This is a genomic window from Chryseobacterium sp. JM1, from assembly GCF_000737715.1.
GTDB lineage: Bacteria > Bacteroidota > Bacteroidia > Flavobacteriales > Weeksellaceae > Chryseobacterium.
In genome coordinates this window covers 1-18805 of record NZ_JPRN01000005.1, presented here as the reverse complement: position 1 = coordinate 18805, position 18805 = coordinate 1, and the positions used below count along the sequence as shown (strand labels likewise).

15 protein-coding genes and 1 pseudogene are annotated in these 18805 nt (G+C 38.6%); 9 read left to right on the top strand and 7 right to left on the bottom strand.

Annotation, left to right across the window (positions count from 1 at the left end; all coding sequences use genetic code 11):
* Positions 1-138: 138 nt before the first annotated feature.
* From mltG to pnuC, 4 genes are all read right to left on the bottom strand, one after another.
* Positions 139-1164 carry an endolytic transglycosylase MltG gene (gene mltG / locus IW22_RS09935; RefSeq protein ID WP_034726205.1) on the bottom strand — a complete coding sequence of 342 codons (1026 nt, stop codon included), beginning with the start codon at positions 1162-1164 and terminating at the stop codon, positions 139-141.
* 28 nt (positions 1165-1192) lie between these two features.
* Positions 1193-1960, bottom strand: a complete 768-nt coding sequence (dapF, locus tag IW22_RS09930; RefSeq protein WP_034726203.1) for a diaminopimelate epimerase — start codon at positions 1958-1960, stop codon at positions 1193-1195.
* Between the two features lie 91 nt (positions 1961-2051).
* The gene (locus IW22_RS09925) at positions 2052-2705 is read right to left on the bottom strand and encodes a hypothetical protein (protein WP_034726754.1); all 654 of its coding nucleotides are present in this window, start codon (positions 2703-2705) and stop codon (positions 2052-2054) included.
* Complete coding sequence (gene pnuC, locus IW22_RS09920) at positions 2702-3379, bottom strand: nicotinamide riboside transporter PnuC (RefSeq protein WP_034726202.1); 678 nt, start codon at positions 3377-3379, stop codon at positions 2702-2704. The genes IW22_RS09925 and pnuC overlap by 4 nt, the downstream gene beginning before the upstream one ends.
* Positions 3380-3547: 168 nt before the next feature.
* Between pnuC and IW22_RS09915 the strand changes: the two genes are divergently transcribed.
* The 4 genes from IW22_RS09915 to IW22_RS09900 all read left to right on the top strand — a co-directional run bounded on the left by IW22_RS09915 (position 3548) and on the right by IW22_RS09900 (position 8926).
* Complete coding sequence (locus IW22_RS09915) at positions 3548-5089, top strand: APC family permease (protein ID WP_034726200.1); 1542 nt, start codon at positions 3548-3550, stop codon at positions 5087-5089.
* 54 nt (positions 5090-5143) lie between these two features.
* Positions 5144-6154: a WD40/YVTN/BNR-like repeat-containing protein gene (locus IW22_RS09910; protein WP_034726198.1), complete on the top strand. Its 1011-nt coding sequence runs from the start codon at positions 5144-5146 to the stop codon at positions 6152-6154.
* A 210-nt stretch (positions 6155-6364) separates the two neighbouring features.
* The gene (gene hemN / locus IW22_RS09905; protein ID WP_034726197.1) at positions 6365-7723 is read left to right on the top strand and encodes an oxygen-independent coproporphyrinogen III oxidase; all 1359 of its coding nucleotides are present in this window, start codon (positions 6365-6367) and stop codon (positions 7721-7723) included.
* A gap of 9 nt (positions 7724-7732) precedes the next feature.
* Positions 7733-8926: a hypothetical protein gene (locus IW22_RS09900; RefSeq protein ID WP_034726196.1), complete on the top strand. Its 1194-nt coding sequence runs from the start codon at positions 7733-7735 to the stop codon at positions 8924-8926.
* A gap of 130 nt (positions 8927-9056) precedes the next feature.
* Here IW22_RS09900 and IW22_RS09895 read toward each other — a convergent pair whose 3' ends face one another.
* Complete coding sequence (locus IW22_RS09895) at positions 9057-10427, bottom strand: PQQ-dependent sugar dehydrogenase (RefSeq protein ID WP_034726193.1); 1371 nt, start codon at positions 10425-10427, stop codon at positions 9057-9059.
* Positions 10428-10645: 218 nt separating this feature from the next.
* Between IW22_RS09895 and IW22_RS09890 the strand changes: the two genes are divergently transcribed.
* From IW22_RS09890 to IW22_RS09870, 5 genes are all read left to right on the top strand, one after another.
* Positions 10646-13555, top strand: coding sequence for a protein translocase subunit SecDF (locus IW22_RS09890; protein WP_034726190.1), 2910 nt, complete (start codon positions 10646-10648; stop codon positions 13553-13555).
* Positions 13556-13821: 266 nt separating this feature from the next.
* Complete coding sequence (locus tag IW22_RS09885; RefSeq protein ID WP_034726188.1) at positions 13822-15042, top strand: TCR/Tet family MFS transporter; 1221 nt, start codon at positions 13822-13824, stop codon at positions 15040-15042.
* A 37-nt stretch (positions 15043-15079) separates the two neighbouring features.
* Positions 15080-15979 carry a helix-turn-helix domain-containing protein gene (locus tag IW22_RS09880; RefSeq protein WP_034726187.1) on the top strand — a complete coding sequence of 300 codons (900 nt, stop codon included), beginning with the start codon at positions 15080-15082 and terminating at the stop codon, positions 15977-15979.
* A gap of 75 nt (positions 15980-16054) precedes the next feature.
* Positions 16055-16711: a hypothetical protein gene (locus tag IW22_RS09875; RefSeq protein WP_034726186.1), complete on the top strand. Its 657-nt coding sequence runs from the start codon at positions 16055-16057 to the stop codon at positions 16709-16711.
* Positions 16712-16746: 35 nt separating this feature from the next.
* Positions 16747-17202, top strand: coding sequence for a DoxX family protein (locus IW22_RS09870; protein ID WP_034726185.1), 456 nt, complete (start codon positions 16747-16749; stop codon positions 17200-17202).
* Positions 17203-17287: 85 nt separating this feature from the next.
* Here IW22_RS09870 and IW22_RS09865 read toward each other — a convergent pair whose 3' ends face one another.
* Both IW22_RS09865 and IW22_RS24625 read right to left on the bottom strand, forming a co-directional pair.
* Positions 17288-18232 (bottom strand): hypothetical protein, encoded by a 945-nt coding sequence (locus IW22_RS09865; protein WP_034726183.1) that lies wholly within the window; start codon positions 18230-18232, stop codon positions 17288-17290.
* A 333-nt stretch (positions 18233-18565) separates the two neighbouring features.
* Positions 18566-18805 (bottom strand): annotated as a pseudogene (locus IW22_RS24625) (IS110 family transposase); the annotation flags it as partial.

Genomic DNA, 18805 nt, shown 5'->3' with positions numbered 1-18805 from the left:
AACTTATAACATTGTGAAATCATTAATTGGGTTGATTTTCAAAATATTATAATTTATGTATTATTTATAGATGTATAAGTCGTTTGTAAGTGTTAAAAGTTAATTATCGTATTGTTAAATAAAAGTTAAATTAGTTTTCTATTTTATATTTTTTGAATTCAGCCAGTCCTGATACGCTTTTGCATTGATCGCATGCTCTTCTGCGCTGGCCGTAAATTTATGATAGCCGAACCTGGCCGGATCTGCACACATAAATATATAATTGTTGTTTTCTGCATTTAAAACAGCATCTACAGAGTTTTTATCCACTACACAAATGGGTCCCGGAGGAATTCCTTTGTTAGCATAAGTATTATAAGGCGATGGAGTAGACAGGTGTTTGTAAAATACACGTTTGATCTGTTCCTTAAAATTAGTCTGCTTGTTGATGGCATAAATCACCGTTGGATCAGACTGAAGTTTCATGCCCTTTCTGTAACGGTTCAGGTATAATCCTGCAATCGTCTTCATTTCATCTTTTTTTCCTCCCGATTCCTTATAAACAATGGATGCCAAAGCATAGATCTGATCTCTGCTCAGACCCGACTGCTGTTCCTGATTCTTTCTGTCACTTGTCCAGAACTCATTGTACTGCTCATCGAATTTTTTGAAAAACTCTCTAGGACTTACCGTCCAGAAGAAATTATAAGTATCGATGAAGAAGTATTTCTTTAAATCCTCAGCATTGTTATATCCTTTCTCTACAGCTACCTGATTCAGATCATTCACGAAGTGTAAAGAATCAAGTTCTGTCTTTTTCGTTACCTTCCCGATCATCTGATACATATCCCCGAAATCACCGATTCTGAAGCTGTTTTCAGACTGATTTCCGGCCTTGATCATATTCACAAGGTTGGTGTTTCCTGCTCCCGGTTGGAAATGGTAACGCCCAGGCTTGAAATACTGAGCAAGATCTTTATCTTTGGCAACAGCCTCGAATGCTTCTTTATCTTTTACATACGGACCCACGGAGTCAAGGATCTGCTTAAAATCCGCTTTATGGGGAATTAAGACATAGCCATCCTTTTCTACGTTGTTACCGTAATATTTATTATAAAATCTCAAACCAAAAAATCCTGCCGCTCCAAAAACGATAAGAGCGATAACGAGAACAGTTTTTTTCATTATTAAAAAATTGATTAAAAGTTTGTTTTTAAATAAGATCTATTTTACCTCTAAAAACCTGCTTTGCCGGACCTTCCAACCAGATATTCTGAAAGGAATTTCCGTTTTTCTCAGCATGAACTTTAAGATCGCCTCCTAAAGTTTTAACTTTTACAGAGATTAGATTGTGTTTTTGTAGAAAAGTTAAAGCAGAAGCTGTAACTCCAGTTCCACAACTGAAAGTTTCGTCCTCAACGCCTCGTTCATAGGTTCTTACAAAAATTTCATCATCATTAAATTTTTCAACAAAATTCACATTGATACCTTTTTCTTTATATTTTTCTGAATTTCTGATGCCGTTTCCTTCTGCAAAAACATTGTAATTCACCAGATCCTCCACGTATCTTACATAATGAGGTGAGCCGGTATTCATCACCGTGTCTTCTCCGTCTGCGGAAATTGTATCTACATCAATCATCTTTAATTTGATGATTCCGTTATGAATCTCAGCTTCATGTTTTCCGTCAGTAGCAATGAACTTACATTTATCCTCAAAAATATCCAGGAAGAAAGCAAATGCTACTAGACATCTTCCGCCGTTTCCGCACATCGTACTTTCGCCGCCATCAGAATTATAGTAGACCATTTTGAAATCGTAGTCGCCTTCATTTTCCAGAAGAATAAGGCCGTCTGCCCCGATTCCGAAACGTCTGTCACATAGTTTTTCAATAAGATCTTTCTCTTTGGGAAACTGCAGATCACGGTTGTCTACCATCACAAAATCATTTCCAGTCCCCTGATATTTATAAAATTCCATATTATTTAGTGTAAAATTAACGAGCAAAATTAATATATTTAAAATGAAAAACGAACAGTGTTAGCTGTTCGTTTTCTTATTTATAATCGTTTTATCTAAATCCGCCTCCGCTGGACTGCTGTCTCGTTGTGCCGCTGTTTTGTGGAGTGCTGTTCTGGGAGCTTGAGCTTCCTCTGAACCCGCCGGAAGATTCCGTTCTGGTGCTGTTCTGGTTACTCGGTTGTGAGTTTCTGAAACCGCCACTGTTCTGATTATTCTGGCTTCCCTGATTGTTCTGGTAAGTTCCACCCGTTTGATTTCTGAAGCCTCCGTTGTTGCTTTGTGGTCTTTGGTTGTTGTTACCATTATTGTAACCGCTGTTTGGATTTCTGAATCCGTTTCCATTGCTGTTACTGTTTCCGCTGCCTGTCGGCTGTCCTCTGAATCCGTTGTTCGGTCTTTGGGAAGTTATATTGGAATTGGATCTTCTTTCTACGTATACTTTTCTTCTGCTGTTCCCTGAATTATAGTAATAATAAGGAACACCACTATCATAATAATAATTGACGTCATTTCTGTAATAGTAGCCGTCATTTCCATAATAACCGCCGTTTCCGTAATAACCGGATGGAGCATAATAATTTCCGTTGTTATAATATGGGTCTCCGTAACCACCATTGTTTGCATATCCGTCTGAATAAGCTAAACATGATGTCAGAGTACTAATAGCAACGATACTGAATGCTATTTTAAGTAAATTTTTCATGACTTTATTGTACTTTTTTCTTTTAAACTTTTTTTCCAACTGACGTATCCTAAGATAGCCATTATAGTAAATACCAAATATTGAACCGAAGTGATTCCAAGCTCCTTAAAAATCATCATCGGGATGCATATAAAATCTCCGATGATCCAGAAAATCCAGTTCTCAATGCGTTGTCTGGCCATAAACCACATGCCGACTAAAAATATAGAAGTGGTGATCACATCCAGCCAATTCGCCCAGTCAAGATGATACAGTCCTAAATTCGTACCCTGCATAGAAAACTGATTATCTATATAAGGTTTGTAATAATAGATCAGTGTTACCAGTGCGAGACTTAATATAAAAAGAACGCCTGCGAACATTCTTTCTCTGTTGGTAGCCCAGGAAACATCTACATGAACGTGGTCTTTAGAGTTTTTGGACCATAAGATCCATCCGTAAACACTCATTGCCGTATAATACACGTTGATCATACAGTCGCCAAGCAGCCCGAAATTAAAAAGAATGTACACATAGATCAGGGTGGAGATGATGCCGGTAGGGTATACCCATATATTTTTTTTGATAGAAAAATAAACGCTCAGAATTCCGAAAAATGTTCCTGTAGCCTCCAGCAAGATTTGTAAAGCACTGTAGTTCTCATAAGGCTTTACAAAAAGATCATATAAATTCATGTGATCAAAAATAAGCAAAAAAATAAAATAAGTGAAAAATGAGTTAAATTATATGGACATCAGTTTTTTAAGTTTTATAATTTAAATTAAATGATGAAAGTTTATCAATAAACATTGAAGTTTGTAAATTTTTTATATTTTCGTAAATCTTTAATTAAATAAAAAAACATGTCTAAAATTTGGGTTAAGAAACCAATGAGCGCTTATGAAGCTGATATCAAAAAGAGCCAGCTGAAACGCGTTCTGGGAAAATGGAGCCTTACTGCTATCGGGATCGGGGCCATCATTGGAGGAGGAATTTTTGTGCTTACGGGAACGGGGGCTTATTATAATGCAGGGCCTGCACTGGCACTTTCATTTGTAATCGCGGGTATCGCCTGCGTATTTGCAGCATTATGTTATGCAGAGTTTGCTTCCATTCTTCCTGTAGAGGGATCAGCTTATGCTTACGCTTATGGAACGGTGGGAGAAATCTTCGCCTGGATCATAGGATGGGGGCTGATACTGGAATACGCTATGGGATCCATGACCGTCGCCGTCTCCTGGTCGGGATATTTTGCGAAACTCCTCAAAATGTTCGGGCTGCATCTTCCGGCTTATCTTACCACAGATCCGCAGACTTATATTGCAGCAGGAAATTCAGGTTTCTCTATGAACTTACCTGCGTTTCTGATTGTTTTCTTCGTGATCTCAATCCTTGTAAGAGGAACAAAAGGGGCTGCTAAAGCTAATAATTTCATCGTAGTACTTAAAGTTTCCGCTATTATCTTCGTGATCATTGCAGGAGCTTTTATTATTTTAAACTCTGCTGAGCCATTTAAAAACTGGATTCCTTTCATTCCTGAGCCTACCACCATCACAGAAAATGGGGTATCGCATTCTGCTTACGGTATTGCCGGAGTAGTGGCCGGAGCCTCTGCTATTTTCTTTGCGTATGTAGGTTTCGATGCCGTTTCCACTCAGGCGGGAGAAGCTATTAACCCTAAAAAAGACGTACCGTTTGCCATCATCGCTTCGCTGATCATCTGTACACTTTTATATATCCTTGTTTCTTTAGTGCTAACGGGAATGATGCATTACACAGACTTTAATCCACTTGGAAAATATCCGGATGCGATCAAAGCTCCTGTGGCTTATGCATTTGATATTGCAGGATACGCGTGGGCAGGATACATTATCACCATTGCTGCTACCGTAGGATTGATTTCCGTATTGATGGTAATGATCATGGGGCAGTCAAGAATTTTCCTGGGAATGTCTAAAGACGGATTGATTCCTGCTACTTTTTCAAAAGTGAATCCTAAAACCGGAGTGCCTACGAAAAACCTTCTTATTTTAGGAGTTGTGATTGCTATTGTGGCTTCGCTTACCCCGATTAATGACCTTGCACATATGACGAGTTTCGGAACCCTGTTTGCGTTTACCATGGTATGTGTGGCAGTATGGGTATTAAGAGTAAAAGAACCTGCTTTACAGAGAAACTTTAAAGTTCCGGCTTTACCGCTTATTGCCTGTTTAGGTATTGCGATCAACGTTTATCTGATCTTTAACCTAAGTAAAGAAGCACAGATGTATTCTTTCGCATGGCTGATCATCGGATTCTTTGTATACTTCCTGTACAGTAAAAAACACTCTAAGCTTCAGAACGGAGGTTACGGAGAAACTTTCAAAGCAGAACAGGAGCCTTTGGAAAAACATGATTTAGATTAAAAAACATACAGTCAAAATCCGCAGATTACTGCGGATTTTTTATTTTTGTCTTATATGAAAAAGCTAATCCTCATTGTATTTTCCTTTATGGGAATTTTTACATTTTCTCAACAGATAGAAAGTTTCGAGACCATTCTTAATGATAAAATAAGCATCCGTGCTCTGGAAGTTGATGGCGGGAAAGTCTGGTACAGCGGAACAGATTCTAAGTTCGGGTTTGTTGATCTGAAGAATATCAAAAATCAGAAACAGATCAGATTATCTGAAAAGAAGCTTCAGTTCAGAACGCTGGCGCAGGATAAAGATTCTCTGTATGCTGTAAATATTGAAAGTCCGGCTTATTTTTTTAAGATTGATAAGAAAAATTTAAAATACAGGCTTGTTTTTACTGATATGAGTAAGGCCGCATTTTATGATGCTTTTCATTTTGTCAATCAAAAACAGGCTTTTGCTTTTAGTGATACGGATGATAACAGATTGAAACTGATCATTTACAAAAATGGGGAATGGAGTTTTTTTGAAAATAAAGTAAAGCTAAACTCTGGTGAAGCCGCATTTGCAGCAAGTAATACCAACATTGCTTCCACAAAAAAATATCTGTGGGTTGCCACAGGAGGGAAATCTTCACGAATTTTAAGATTAAATTTTAAAACGGAAGAAATCGAAGTATTCAACACGCCTTTTATTCAGGGAGAATCTTCTCAGGGAATGTATTCAATAGATTTTTATGATGACAACTTTGGCGTTGCAGTAGGCGGCGACTATACCAAGCAGGATGCCAATATCAATAATATTGCTACGACAAATGATGGTGGCGAAAGCTGGCAGATTCAGGCATCCGGACAGAATGCAGGCTACACTACATGTGTAAAAATTAAACCTGGCTCCATGGGTAAGGAAATGATTTCAGTAGGAGATCAGCACATCAGTTATTCTTCTGATTTCGGGAAAACCTGGAAGAAAATTTCAGATGAAAAAGGATTCTTTGTTTGCAGTTGGGTCAATGGAAATACAGTTGTTTTTGCAGGAAAAGACAGGATTTCTGTGATGAAATTAAAGTTTTAACAGAAAGAATAATAACTGCATCAGAATTGTAAATCTTACGTATAGAATTTATCATTCTTGGAGAAATTCCAGTAACCACCGTATTTAGACTCATTATAAAATACGGCCTAATATATTTCATGGTTTAAAATTCATAACTAATGGTTAATTTTGCAGGATGAAACTGGTTTGGTTCCAATTTCATGATTCGATAATATTTTAAATTTTGAAATGAATTCTTTAATAGATAAGTATAATATTCCCGGACCGCGTTACACGTCTTATCCCACTGTTCCTTACTGGGACGAGTCAACATTTTCGCCCGAAAAGTGGCGGGAGACGGTGATCAGGTCTTTTCATGAGAGCAATGCAGAGGAGGGAATTTCTATTTATATTCACCTGCCTTTCTGCGAGGCATTGTGTACGTTTTGTGCCTGTCACAAGCGTATTACCAAACAGCACAGCGTTGAAATTCCATATCTGGAAAGCGTTTTAAAGGAGTGGAAACTCTATCTTGAACTTTTTGAAGAAAAACCGAAACTGAAAGAACTTCACCTTGGAGGAGGTACCCCTACATTTTTTTCACCTAAAAACTTAAAAACCTTATTGGAAGGGATTTTTGAATCGGTGGAAATTGCAGAACATCCTGAATTCTCTTTTGAAGGACATCCGAATAATACCACAAGAGACCATCTTCAGACCTTATATGACCTTGGATTCAGAAGAGTGAGTTTTGGAGTTCAGGATTATGATCCTAAGGTTCAGAAAGCCATTAACAGAATTCAGCCCTTTGAAAATGTGAAGAATGTAACGGAATGGGCGAAAGAAATCGGGTACAGCGGAATCAGTCATGATCTGGTGTTCGGACTCCCACATCAAAGTTGGGAAGCTATGGAACACACGATCAGAAAAACAATGGAGCTGAAGCCTGACAGATTAGCATTTTATTCCTACGCACACGTTCCGTGGGTAAAAGGAGTAGGGCAGAGAGGTTTTGACGAAAATGACCTTCCAAGTGGTGAAGAAAAACGCCGTTTATATGAAGACGGTAAAAAACTTCTTCAGGATTTAGGATATATCGAAGTGGGAATGGACCATTTTTCTCTGGAACATGATGATCTGTACCAATCTTTGATTCATAAAAAACTGCACAGAAACTTTATGGGCTATACTTCAAGCAATACCCAATTGATGGTTGGTCTTGGAATGTCTGCCATCTCAGATTCCTGGTATGCTTTTGCCCAGAATGTGAAAACAGTGGAAGAATATCAGAAGATGGTGGAAGAAGGTCAGATTCCGGTAGTGAAAGGTCATATTCTGGATCAGGAAGACCTTACTGTGAGAAGACATATTCTGAATCTGATGTGTCAACTGGAAACTACATTTACAGATAAAAATTCGTTCCCGGAACTGGAGAATGCATTTGAAATGCTGGAGGAAATGGAGAAAGATGAATTGGTGGAGATGTACGATAATCAGATTAAGATTACAGAAAAAGGAAGAGCATTTACGAGAAACGTCGCGATGGTATTTGATCTCAGAATGATGAGAAATAAACCTGAAACGAGGATTTTCTCTATGACGATATAACAATAGAAGATGAACCGGAAGTTTCTGATTGTTTTTCTATATGTATACACCCTGGCCTTTAGTGTCGTCAAGACGATAAGGCTTCCCAACGAATGGTCTGAAGCCCACTGGCTGATGGATTACCGGTTCGGATTTATAAAAAGGGGACTGGCCGGAGAAATTTTCGGTTACTTTTTTGAGAAAAGTATACTGCACATTCAGATTTTATCTGCTGGTATATTATTGCTTTTGTATACGGCAATAATCATTATTTCCGTCCGTGATACCCTAAAGAATTACAGCATCAGGAAGGTTTTGTTCTATGTGGTCTTTTTTCTTTCACAATATGTTGTGCTATCGGCACATCTTATTGGCTATCTTGATCATGTGATCTTCCTTCTGACCATACTCGCGGTTTATTTAATCAGGAATAAAAAAGTGTTTCTGGCTTCGCTGCTGACCGTGTTTGCGGTAATAATTCATGAGATATCATTTTTTCTGATGGTTCCTGTCTGTCTTTTTGCGCTTCTGGTCTATGAAACGCCCGGTAAAACATTGGTTTTGTTTAAAAAAGTAAGCCTGTTCCTGTTGTTACCCGTAGCGGCTACGCTTTGTGTATCTTTTTATCAGGAATTGTATGGGAAGGAAAATGATCAGTTTATTCTGCATTATCTGGAGAATACAGGTTTTATAAGCCGAAAAGTCGCGGCGATGATTTCCTCAGCTTATACAGAAAGTTTTGGAACCTATCTTAAGCAGGAGAGTCCATTTTTTGTAGAAAGGATGTTTCTGTCTAAAAATGCAGTTAAATTCGGGCTTCCCATCTTCTTTATGATCTATCTTGCAGTCAGACAGTTCAGAAAAGTTAATAAATATATCCTTCTTCTTCTGGCAGCTGTTTCTTTATTTCCGCTTTTGCTTCACGCCATAGCATGGGATACTTTCAGGATATGGGCATTTCCTTTTATGGTTCTTTTTCTGGGATTTTGGGTGTTAAGCAACAGGTTTTCCGATGGGGAAATTTCGGATGAACGCCTCTCCTGGTTTGAAATTTTAATCTTTGTGATTTCAGTTGTGCTGGTAGCTATTTTTCAGAATAATCTTTTTGAAAATGAAATAGAGAGATTATCAAAGCTGGAAAGAATCGTTTTGCTGATTCCAGTATTTTTGGCAGCAGGTTTTCTGTATTTAAAAAAAGCCCCAATAAAAGATATTGAGGCTTAAAATTTTTGTTGAATTGAGAATGAAGAGCCAAGAATAAAGAGTCAAGATCCATGACATTTCATTCAGATTTCAGATAATAACGCATTTACTCTAAAACACTCAGGCACTCAAACTCGTATCCCGAATCTCACTATTTAATCATCAGTTTCTGGCTGTAAGACTTCATGTCCCCCGATTTTATCATCAGGTAATAAGCTCCCGGAGGAATTCCTGTAATATCAATACTGCCGTCATTTTCAATTTTCGCTTTCTCTAAAACTATTTTTCCTTCTGTACTGGTCAGGTCTACGGTGCTGTTTTTGTCTGTCAGTCCTTCAATGAAAACTTTTTCAGAAGCCGGATTAGGATGAATGCTGATAGGATTAAATTCAGAAGTTTCACCCGTTCCCAGAGTTCCGGTGGTGATTTTAAATATTTTTCCGCTGGTCACAGCTGCTACAAACAGTTCTTTCTGGGAGTTCTGCCCGAACGTAGAGAAATTATTTCCTGAACTGGCAGGTCCCCAAACAATGGAATTATCCGCATTCAATATTCCGATCTGGGTAGAACAGTAATCGGCAAAGAAATATTTACCCTGAAGTGCAGGATATTGGGTTCCTCTGTAAACATAGCCACCAGTAATTGAGCATCTGCCTCCGGAGTGGTTGTACACCGCTACCGGGAAAGTCATGGTATTCATTGCTGCACATCCGGCCGTATTGTAGGCATTGTTACCTTCATAACAGCGCCATCCGTAATTGATTCCTGCCTGTGTGATAGGCATTCTGTTAATTTCTTCAATTTGTCCCTGGCCTACATCAGCGATCATGACATTTCCAGTGGTTGTATCAAATGAAAATTTCCATGCATTTCTAAGCCCGTAAGACCAGATTTCGTCAAGTCCGTTTACTGAAGTTCCTGCAAAAGGATTTCCGGGAGGAATATTATACGGTCCTGTGGCATTCACGTCTATTCTCAACATTTTTCCCAGAAGTGAATTGATGTTTTGGGAATTATTGTTGGGATCACCGCCGCTACCTCCATCTCCTGTTACGACCCAAAGATTTCCGTCAGGCGCAAAATGAATACTTCCGCCATTATGGTTGTCAAAAGGTTTTGGAATATTCAGAAGAATTTTTTCAGTCGTAGGATCGCCCAGATCCGGGTTGGTAGGGTTTACGGAATATCTCGCTACGATAATATTTCCTGCTGTGTTGTTGTAATAAACAAAGAAATATCCGTTAGTTGCATATTGGGGATGAAACGCAAGACCCAGAAGACCGCGTTCGCCACCATAAAGAACTTTGGAACTGATGTTCATAAAATCTGCGCTGTTGATCGTTCCGTTGGGCTGGATGATCTTGATGATTCCGTCCTGCTGTACGACGAACAGACGGGTATCATTGGCATTCGTAATCTCAACGGGACTGGTAAGCCCGGATGCAAATTCCACTAAATTAATGCTCTGGGCATTAACGATTAAAGAAGAAAAGATGCAAAAGGTAAAAAATAGATTTTTCATAATATTTTGATATTTAGTGTATTGATACATGAATGAAAATTTTATACCAATCGGAATTTGAAAATTTCATTACGATAAGGAGGAAAAATTATTAAATCTTAAATAGAAATTAAAACCCCGATATATCTGAAAATAAACCATTTCTGTTGTTAAAAAATTCATAAAATAATAATAAAATCATTATATTTGCCGACTTAATTTAACGTAGTTATAACAAAATGCAAGGAAAAGGACTTATTACAATTGTTGCTATTGTACTAGGGTTAATTTGCTTAAATGAGCTATTACCAACTTGGTACGCCAGCAAAATTGAAAGGCAGGCAACTGCTGTTGCAGGAGACAATCCGGAAAAGTATCAGAAAGAAATCACAAGACTTTCTAAAGATACTTTGAACCTGGGATTCACAAAACTTTATTACACTAAAGCCAAAGACAAGGAAATGAAACTTGGTCTTGACTTGAAAGGTGGGATCAACGTTCTTTTGGAAATTAACCAAAGAGACCTGGTGAATGATTTAACGAATTATTCTACCAATCCTGTTCTTATCGAGGCTTTAAACAAGACAGATGAAGTTCAGAAGAATTCTACAAAATCTTATATTGATAACTTCTTTGATCAGTTTGAAGCGATCAACAAAGCAAAAGGGACGAACCTGAAGCTTGCTGATCCTGAACTTTTCGGGAATACCAATTTATCTGAAATCAAGTACAATACTTCTGATGATCAGGTAAAAAGCATCATCAAGAGAAGAATTGATCTTTCTGTAGGGACAGCTTTCGAAGTAATCAGAACCAGAATCGACAAAATGGGTGCTGTGCAGCCAAACGTTCAGAGAGTACCTGGTACGGCGAGAATTTCTGTTGAAATGCCTGGTATGAAGGATATCGATAAAGTGAAGAAAATGCTTCAGACTTCCGCAAAACTTCAGTTCTGGGAAGTACAGCAGGTTCCTGAAATTGCTCCATATTTCCAGACATTGACTACAATGGTGGCAATAAAAGGTGATTCTATGGGAGTTGCGAAGAACACCAACTTCATGAAACTTCTCAACCTTGACAAATTAAGATCAAACGGTGTTGCAAGCGTAAAACTTTCTGATACAGCTGCTGTAAACAAAATTTTGGGCAGCAAAGTAGGTCAGTCATTACGTCCTGCTAACATTAAATATACACAGTTTATGTGGGGTTACAAACCTGAATCTACAGATGGTGAAAGCCTTATACTGTATGCTATCAGAGGTAACATCAGCCAGAAAGCTCCTGTAGACGGTGCTGTTGAAACGGCAAGCATCGGCTATGATGAGCTGAGCAGAGTAGTAGTAGACATGCAGATGGATTCTAAAGGTGCTAAAGAATGGAAAACATTAACTGAGAAAAACGTAGGTAAGCCGGTAGCGGTTACATTGGATGGCAGAGTGTATACTGCGCCAAACGTTGTGGGTGCTATTCCTAACGGTAGAACTCAGATCTCGGGTAACTTCTCTCAGGAGGAAGCTAAAGAACTGGTAGACGTTTTAGGAGCGGGTAAATTACCTGCAGGAGCAAAAGTGGTTCAGGCTACTGTAGTAGGACCGTCATTAGGACAGGAGTCTATTAATGCAGGGGTGATCTCATTTGCTATCGCATTTTTAATTATCATTGTTTATATCATTTTCTATTACGGTGGTGCAGGGGTGTACGCGGTAATTGCAATGATTATCAACTTATTCTATATTTTCGGAATTATGGATTCCGGAGACTTTACCCTAACGCTTCCTGGTATCGCAGGTATTGTACTGACGATGGCCATGGCGGTGGATACCAACGTAATTATTTACGAAAGAACAAAAGAAGAACTATTCGCAGGCAAGAGCATTTTAGAAGCTTATAAAGATGGTTTCAAACATGCATTAAGTGCGATTGTCGATGGTCACTTAACGACATTATTGACAGCTGGTGTACTTTTCTTATTCGGAACAGGACCTATTAAAGGATTTGCTCTGACATTAGGAATTGGTATCTTAATGACATTCTTTACATCTGTACTGCTTTCAAGAGTAATGATCTTCTCCAGACTGAACAAAGGAAAACACCTTTCTGTATGGACGGCTCCTACGAAGAACTTATTCAGAAATACATGGATCGATTTCATCGGAAAGAGAAAATATGCGTACATCGTTTCTGGTATCTTAACAGTAATTTGTGTAGCATCTATTGCGATCCACGGATTCAAATATGGTATCGACTTTACCGGAGGTAGAAACTATGTGGTAAGATTCGATAAAGCTGTAAACGCTGAAGATATCGAACAGAACTTAGTTAAAGTATTCAAAACTGAAGACGGTAAAAACTCTTCTGTGGAAGCTAAAACTTTCGGAAACGATAAGCAGTTGAAAATCTCTACCGATTACCTTATTGAAGACGAATCTTTAAAAGCTGACCAAACGGTAGAGCAGAAATTATTCGATGGATTAAAGGCCAACCTACCTGCTAACACTACATTGCACGATTTCAAATCTGCAGATAAAGAACATGCAGGAATTATTTCTTCTGAAAAAGTAGGACCTACAGTAGCAGATGATATCCAGACTCATGGTATTCTTGCGGTAGTAGCTGCTTTGGCGGGGATCTTTATCTACATCTTACTGAGATTTAGAAAATGGCAATTCTCATTGGGTGCTGTTGTGGCACTATTCCATGATGCGGTAATTATTTTAGGGGCTTACTCATTGCTTCACAAATTTATGCCGTTCAACATGGAGATCAATCAGGATTTCGTTGCAGCGATCCTTACGGTACTGGGTTACTCAATCAATGATACTGTTATTATCTTCGATAGAATTAGAGAATATTTAAGAGAGAAGAAAGCGTTAACATTAGCTGGATTATTTGATGACTCTATTTCAAGTACATTGGGTAGAACGTTCAACACTTCATTCACAACGATTCTTGTAATCTTGGCGATCTTCATCTTCGGTGGTGATAACTTAAGAGGATTTATGTTTGCGATGTTAATCGGTATTGGATTCGGTACCTATTCATCTATCTTTATTGCATCGGCTATCGCGTATGACTTCCTTAAGACAGGAAAAGAAGACGAGGTACACGGCAAAACGACAAGTACAAAAGAAGTACTTGCTTCAAAATAAGACCAACTACAATAAATAAGTAAAGACCGTTTCGAAAGAAGCGGTCTTTTTTTTATGTGAGGTTTGAGGGTTTCCGGGTTACGGGATTTGTATTTAAAAAAATTAATATGTAAAATTCAAAGTTTGAATTTATATTTACCAGTCCAAATCTGAACTCTAAAATCTGGTGTCTAGCATCTTGATTCTTGGCTCTTGACTCTTGATTCCCAACTAAACCCCACAATTTAGAACCATTATATTTCAGATTTGATTAATTTTGCACCACTATGGAAAACTCAAGGAAAAAAGCAGCCATTGGCTTTATATTTATTACTCTGCTCATTGACATTACAGGATGGGGAATCATTATTCCCGTCGTTCCCAAATTAATTGAGGAGCTCATTCATGCCGATATCAGTGAAGCTGCGAAATATGGTGGCTGGCTGGGTTTTGCCTATGCATTTACTCAGTTTATCTTTTCTCCGGTCGTAGGGAACCTGAGTGACAAATACGGAAGGAGACCTATTATTCTGATCTCGCTTTTCGGTTTTGCAGTAGATTATATTTTCCTTGCGCTTGCTCCAACCATTTGGTGGCTCTTTCTAGGAAGAGTTATTGCCGGAATCACCGGAGCCTGTGTAACAACGGCCAGTGCCTATATCGCGGATATTTCTACTGATGAAGACAGAGCTAAAAACTTTGGGCTTATCGGAGCTGCTTTTGGTCTAGGATTTATTATCGGGCCGGTATTAGGAGGAGTCCTTGGACATTATGGAGCCAGAGTGCCTTTCTATGCAGCGGCAGGATTATGTCTGTTAAATTTCCTTTATGGGTATTTTGTTCTTCCTGAAAGTTTAGATAAAGATAAAAGAAGAGAATTCGACTGGAAACGGGCGAATCCTATCGGTTCATTTAAATTTTTAGGTAAACACCCGGAAATTTCAGGATTGATCTTTGCCCTTATTTTAATTTATATTGCTGGTCACGCTGTACAGAGCAACTGGAGCTTTTTCACCATGTATAAATTTAACTGGACAGAAAGGATGGTTGGAATTTCACTGGGTGTAGTAGGGCTTTTGGTAGGTTTGGTACAGGGGGTTCTGATACGCTGGACAACGCCGAAGCTGGGTGAAGAAAAAAGTATTTATTACGGATTGGCTTTGTATGCTCTAGGAATGCTTCTGTTTGCTTTTGCAACAGAGGGCTGGATGATGTTTGCCTTCCTGGTTCCTTACTGTTTGGGAGGAATCTGTGGACCTGCGCTTCAGTCGGTGATCACGAAAAGTGTTCCATCTAATGAACAGGGTGAACTTCAGGGTGCACTGACCAGTTTAATGAGTGCCACTTCCATCGTAGGACCTCCATTGATGACCAATCTGTTTTACTTCTTTACCCATGATGAAGCACCTTTTGAGTTTTCAGGAGCACCGTTCTTCCTGGCGTTTATTTTAATGGCGATAAGTGTGATAATGACCTATTATGCTTTTCAGAAAAAGATAAAAGACTGATCAAAAAACTCTAATTATTTTAAACTAAACAGATCGTATGAGCCGTATTCCCCAATATAAACCTGATGATTTCAAACCCATCCTGGATATAGATTGGGAGGAAAAGAGTATGGCAAAAAAAGAACTGAATGAATTTTTTATAGAACCTCTACAGGTACTTAAGGATGCTAAAACTCCTTCCCAGCCGCATCGGAAAACGGTCAATGATTTTATATTCATCAGAAAGGGGAGTGTAGAAAAAATGGTCTGTTCAAGTCTTTTTGATGTACAGGAAGGAATGATCATGCTCCTTCCTCCGCATAAGATCCGGACATTTATCCATAACACCACCGATGTGGAAGGATTTTACTGTCACTTTTCCAATGACTTTATTGCAGACGGCCCTGGTTTAAGGTATCTGCAGGATATACTGAACCATGCTGATATTATCTACGATCCGACTCTGTTTCTGGATCAGGAACATCGTGAGCGGATTTTTGTGATCCTTCAGCAGATGGAATCTCTGTATCAGCAGAACCGGAATCTGGATCTTATCCGTTTGTATCTTTTTACTTTGTTGGGAGAAATCCGGCATTTTATAGAAAAGCTTCCACGTCATGATCTTTCAGTGAATGAAACGTTGGTTTTTCGTTTCCGGAAGTTGATCACAGGCCAGATTCAGAATTTACATTCGGTGAAGGAATATGCGGATCTGCTCAGTGTTTCTCCTAATCATCTCAATAAAACGGTAAAAAATACAACGGGAAAAACGGCTTCAGAAATTATCAATGAATCTTTATTGATGGAAGCAAAAGCCCTGTTATCATTGCCCCATCTTTCTGTCTCAGAAATTGCCTTTGCTTTAGGCGTTGACGATGTTTCCTACTTTTCACGATTTTTCAAAAAACACAGCGGAATGAGCCCTTCCGATTACCGGAAAGGGATTGATTTGTCCTGATAATCGATTTATATGTTCTAACCATTTTCTCCTGTAATACGGAATTTTGCGGATATAATTGATCACGGTTAAAACATGAAAAAAATAATTCTTTTCGCAGCAGGACTGTTTCCGATGCTGTTTAATTCCCAGACCCATATCCCGGCTTCCAATACGCCTGTGTCATTTGAAGCCTTAGCCGGAAATAAAGGATTTGCTTCACAGATGACGGTAAATAAAGCATTTGAAGGAAGCAAAAGACTAGGGTTCTTCAGTGTGGCCAATATTTCTTCGAAATGGAATGAGAACAATTCCAAAGATGCCATGATTCAGGCTAATCTGACCTTTGAGATTCTCAAAAATCTTCGTCTGGTAGGAGGTTCTCACTACACTCCTAATACAGGCCTTCGACCGACTGCCGGCTTTATGTATGCTAAAAATTTTAATGATTTCTTATTGATTGTCAATCCAAGGTTTATAGGATTTTCCAAAAGCAGCATTGCTGAAGGTTTTGTCATGATAGAGTACAATCCTAAAATCAGTGAAAACTGGAAAGGATATTCCCGAATCCAGGGGTTGTATTCTGAGACGGTAAAAGATGGTGAGCATGCCCGGAGTTACCTGATGCTTAGAGCAGGAGTTAGTTATAAAACCATCACTTTTGGTGCAGGAGCCAACTTTGACAGCTACGGACCTTTTAAAGAAAGCAAGCAGAATTATGGAGTATTTGCGGCAGCAAGATTATTTAACTAGGCCCCAATTTTATACAATCATTTAATTTTTTTATTATGAAAGATTTATTTTTTAAAACGAATGATACATGGACCGGAACTGTTCTCAGATGGACGTTAAGCATCATTTTTATCCCACACGGACTTCAGAAAATGTTCGGACTTTTCGGTGGATTGGGATTCAGCAAAACACTGGAAGTTTTTACACACGATCTGCATCTCCCGTTTGCAGCGGCGTTGACGGTAATTATGGTAGAATTTTTAGGTTCATTCCTTTTGTTAGTGGGTTGGGCAACCAGATTTTGGGCGCTATCCTTTATTGGACTCATGATTGGCATTATGATAACCGCTCATATTCAGAACGGATTTTTCATGAACTGGTTCGGAACTCAGAAAGGCGAGGGCTGCCAGTTTGATATTCTGGTGATGGGAATTGCCGTTGCTCTTTTATTTGAAGGGGCAGGAAGGCTGTCAGTAGATGGATGGTTATTTAACAAAACGAAAAGAAACTAGCCCAAAGACAGAAATCAATAAAACAGGGAAGCCATTACAGCTTCCCCGTCTTCTATTGAAAAATATAATAATGTGTTGAGAGTTTTTACGGATAAAGTGATTTCGTTCCGTTGCTTACTATATTGCTTCCCAATCCGGAAAACGATACAGAGAAATTACTGGAATTAAAGCTTAAAGAACCTGTAGGCGTACATAATCCCAGCGCGTATTGGCACTGTCCGTAGGCACCGGTTCTCTTTGTCACCTTACTTTCACTTTTTGCTTTTCCTAAGCTGATATTGCCCCAGTCGCTCACGTCTACATTAGAAACCGTAGAACCTGAATAGTAGATCGTGATCTGATACCCGACTTCTCCTCTTTTAGAACCCCAAAGCCATTTTGCAGTCCACCATTCTTTGAACCATTTTGAAGCCACCTTCGCCTGAGCATCGGTAGGAGAAACTTCTGTAGTTCCTCTGGCATCCATCATTACAAGACCGGCAAATACATTATCCCAGATAATGCCTGACTCGTTATAGAAACAAAGAGACGTAAATTGCTCTCCTTTATGATTCCATGAAATTTCAAGAACGTCAGTTCCTGTTTTGATTTGTTCTGAAGCCGTTTCTTTAAGTCCTTTTTGAGCTTGAGCCAGTTGATCTCCTGAGAATAATGTTCCTATTTTTCCCACTTTTACAGTTTCCGGAGCCAGAATGTTTCCTTCTGCTGTAAACTGATCTCTGTCAGAAATTAATTCCTGAGAGATGTCTATCCCTTTTTGAGTTGACAGTTTTCCTAGAACTGTGATTCCTGTGATTTGCAGATCATTATTCAGGTACTGTTCAAGATTTTTCTTGGAATCATTAATCTGTGTCTGAACATTCTCCGGAACAACCTTCAATCCGGGTGTAATTTCCTTTTTCAGATCAGCAGATGATACCTTAGAGGCAACAGTTTCCTGCATGATTTCACTGTTTTCATCCTGACAGGCAGTAAGCGTAAGTACCGATATCACGGCAAAAAGCTTGAAAGTAGTAACAAGTTTTTTCATAGTAAATATTTAGTGATTTTGTGTGTAATAAATATAATGAAATAATTGATAACTCCCGTTTATTTGAATTAAATATTTGTTAACTGAAAGTTGTGGGGAGGTTAAGAGGAGGGGAGAATCAAGAGGCAAGATGCTAGATATCAGATTTCAGACATGAGACTTTAATACTGATGTCAATGGTGAATTTTGCTTCGCAAGTGAATGGTGAATTTTTATAGTAGACGTGAGATTTCAGATGTAGGAATGGTGGCTTCGGGCGCCTCAGCCACCAGATATTGCACTCCTGATTGAGTATTCCAATGAATAAGTGATATTCCAAATGGTGGCTGATTTCTATGACGTTACCAAATTATTTATATAATTTTTTTCATAGGGCTTTTGTTTATTGATAACGGCAAAAGCCCTATGGATAATTTTATTTCTCACATTATTCAGTACCAGCATTTTATTTTTTCCCTCAGCTACCTTTCTTAAATAATATTCTCTAAGATCATTTTCCAGTCTTATAGCGCTCATTGCTGCCATATGAAGTATACTTTTTAATGATTTGTCAGCATAGAAAGATAGTTTAGG

Bases quoted from the DNA above. Each gene is read 5' to 3' on its own strand.
- mltG (WP_034726205.1), bottom strand. From the start codon at position 1,164: ATGAAAAAAACTGTTCTCGTTATCGCTCTTATCGTTTTTGGAGCGGCA.
- dapF (WP_034726203.1), bottom strand. From the start codon at position 1,960: ATGGAATTTTATAAATATCAGGGGACTGGAAATGATTTTGTGATGGTA.
- IW22_RS09925 (WP_034726754.1), bottom strand. From the start codon at position 2,705: ATGAAAAATTTACTTAAAATAGCATTCAGTATCGTTGCTATTAGTACT.
- pnuC (WP_034726202.1), bottom strand. From the start codon at position 3,379: ATGAATTTATATGATCTTTTTGTAAAGCCTTATGAGAACTACAGTGCT.
- IW22_RS09915 (WP_034726200.1), top strand. From the start codon at position 3,548: ATGTCTAAAATTTGGGTTAAGAAACCAATGAGCGCTTATGAAGCTGAT.
- IW22_RS09910 (WP_034726198.1), top strand. From the start codon at position 5,144: ATGAAAAAGCTAATCCTCATTGTATTTTCCTTTATGGGAATTTTTACA.
- hemN (WP_034726197.1), top strand. From the start codon at position 6,365: ATGAATTCTTTAATAGATAAGTATAATATTCCCGGACCGCGTTACACG.
- IW22_RS09900 (WP_034726196.1), top strand. From the start codon at position 7,733: ATGAACCGGAAGTTTCTGATTGTTTTTCTATATGTATACACCCTGGCC.
- IW22_RS09895 (WP_034726193.1), bottom strand. From the start codon at position 10,427: ATGAAAAATCTATTTTTTACCTTTTGCATCTTTTCTTCTTTAATCGTT.
- IW22_RS09890 (WP_034726190.1), top strand. From the start codon at position 10,646: ATGCAAGGAAAAGGACTTATTACAATTGTTGCTATTGTACTAGGGTTA.
- IW22_RS09885 (WP_034726188.1), top strand. From the start codon at position 13,822: ATGGAAAACTCAAGGAAAAAAGCAGCCATTGGCTTTATATTTATTACT.
- IW22_RS09880 (WP_034726187.1), top strand. From the start codon at position 15,080: ATGAGCCGTATTCCCCAATATAAACCTGATGATTTCAAACCCATCCTG.
- IW22_RS09875 (WP_034726186.1), top strand. From the start codon at position 16,055: ATGAAAAAAATAATTCTTTTCGCAGCAGGACTGTTTCCGATGCTGTTT.
- IW22_RS09870 (WP_034726185.1), top strand. From the start codon at position 16,747: ATGAAAGATTTATTTTTTAAAACGAATGATACATGGACCGGAACTGTT.
- IW22_RS09865 (WP_034726183.1), bottom strand. From the start codon at position 18,232: ATGAAAAAACTTGTTACTACTTTCAAGCTTTTTGCCGTGATATCGGTA.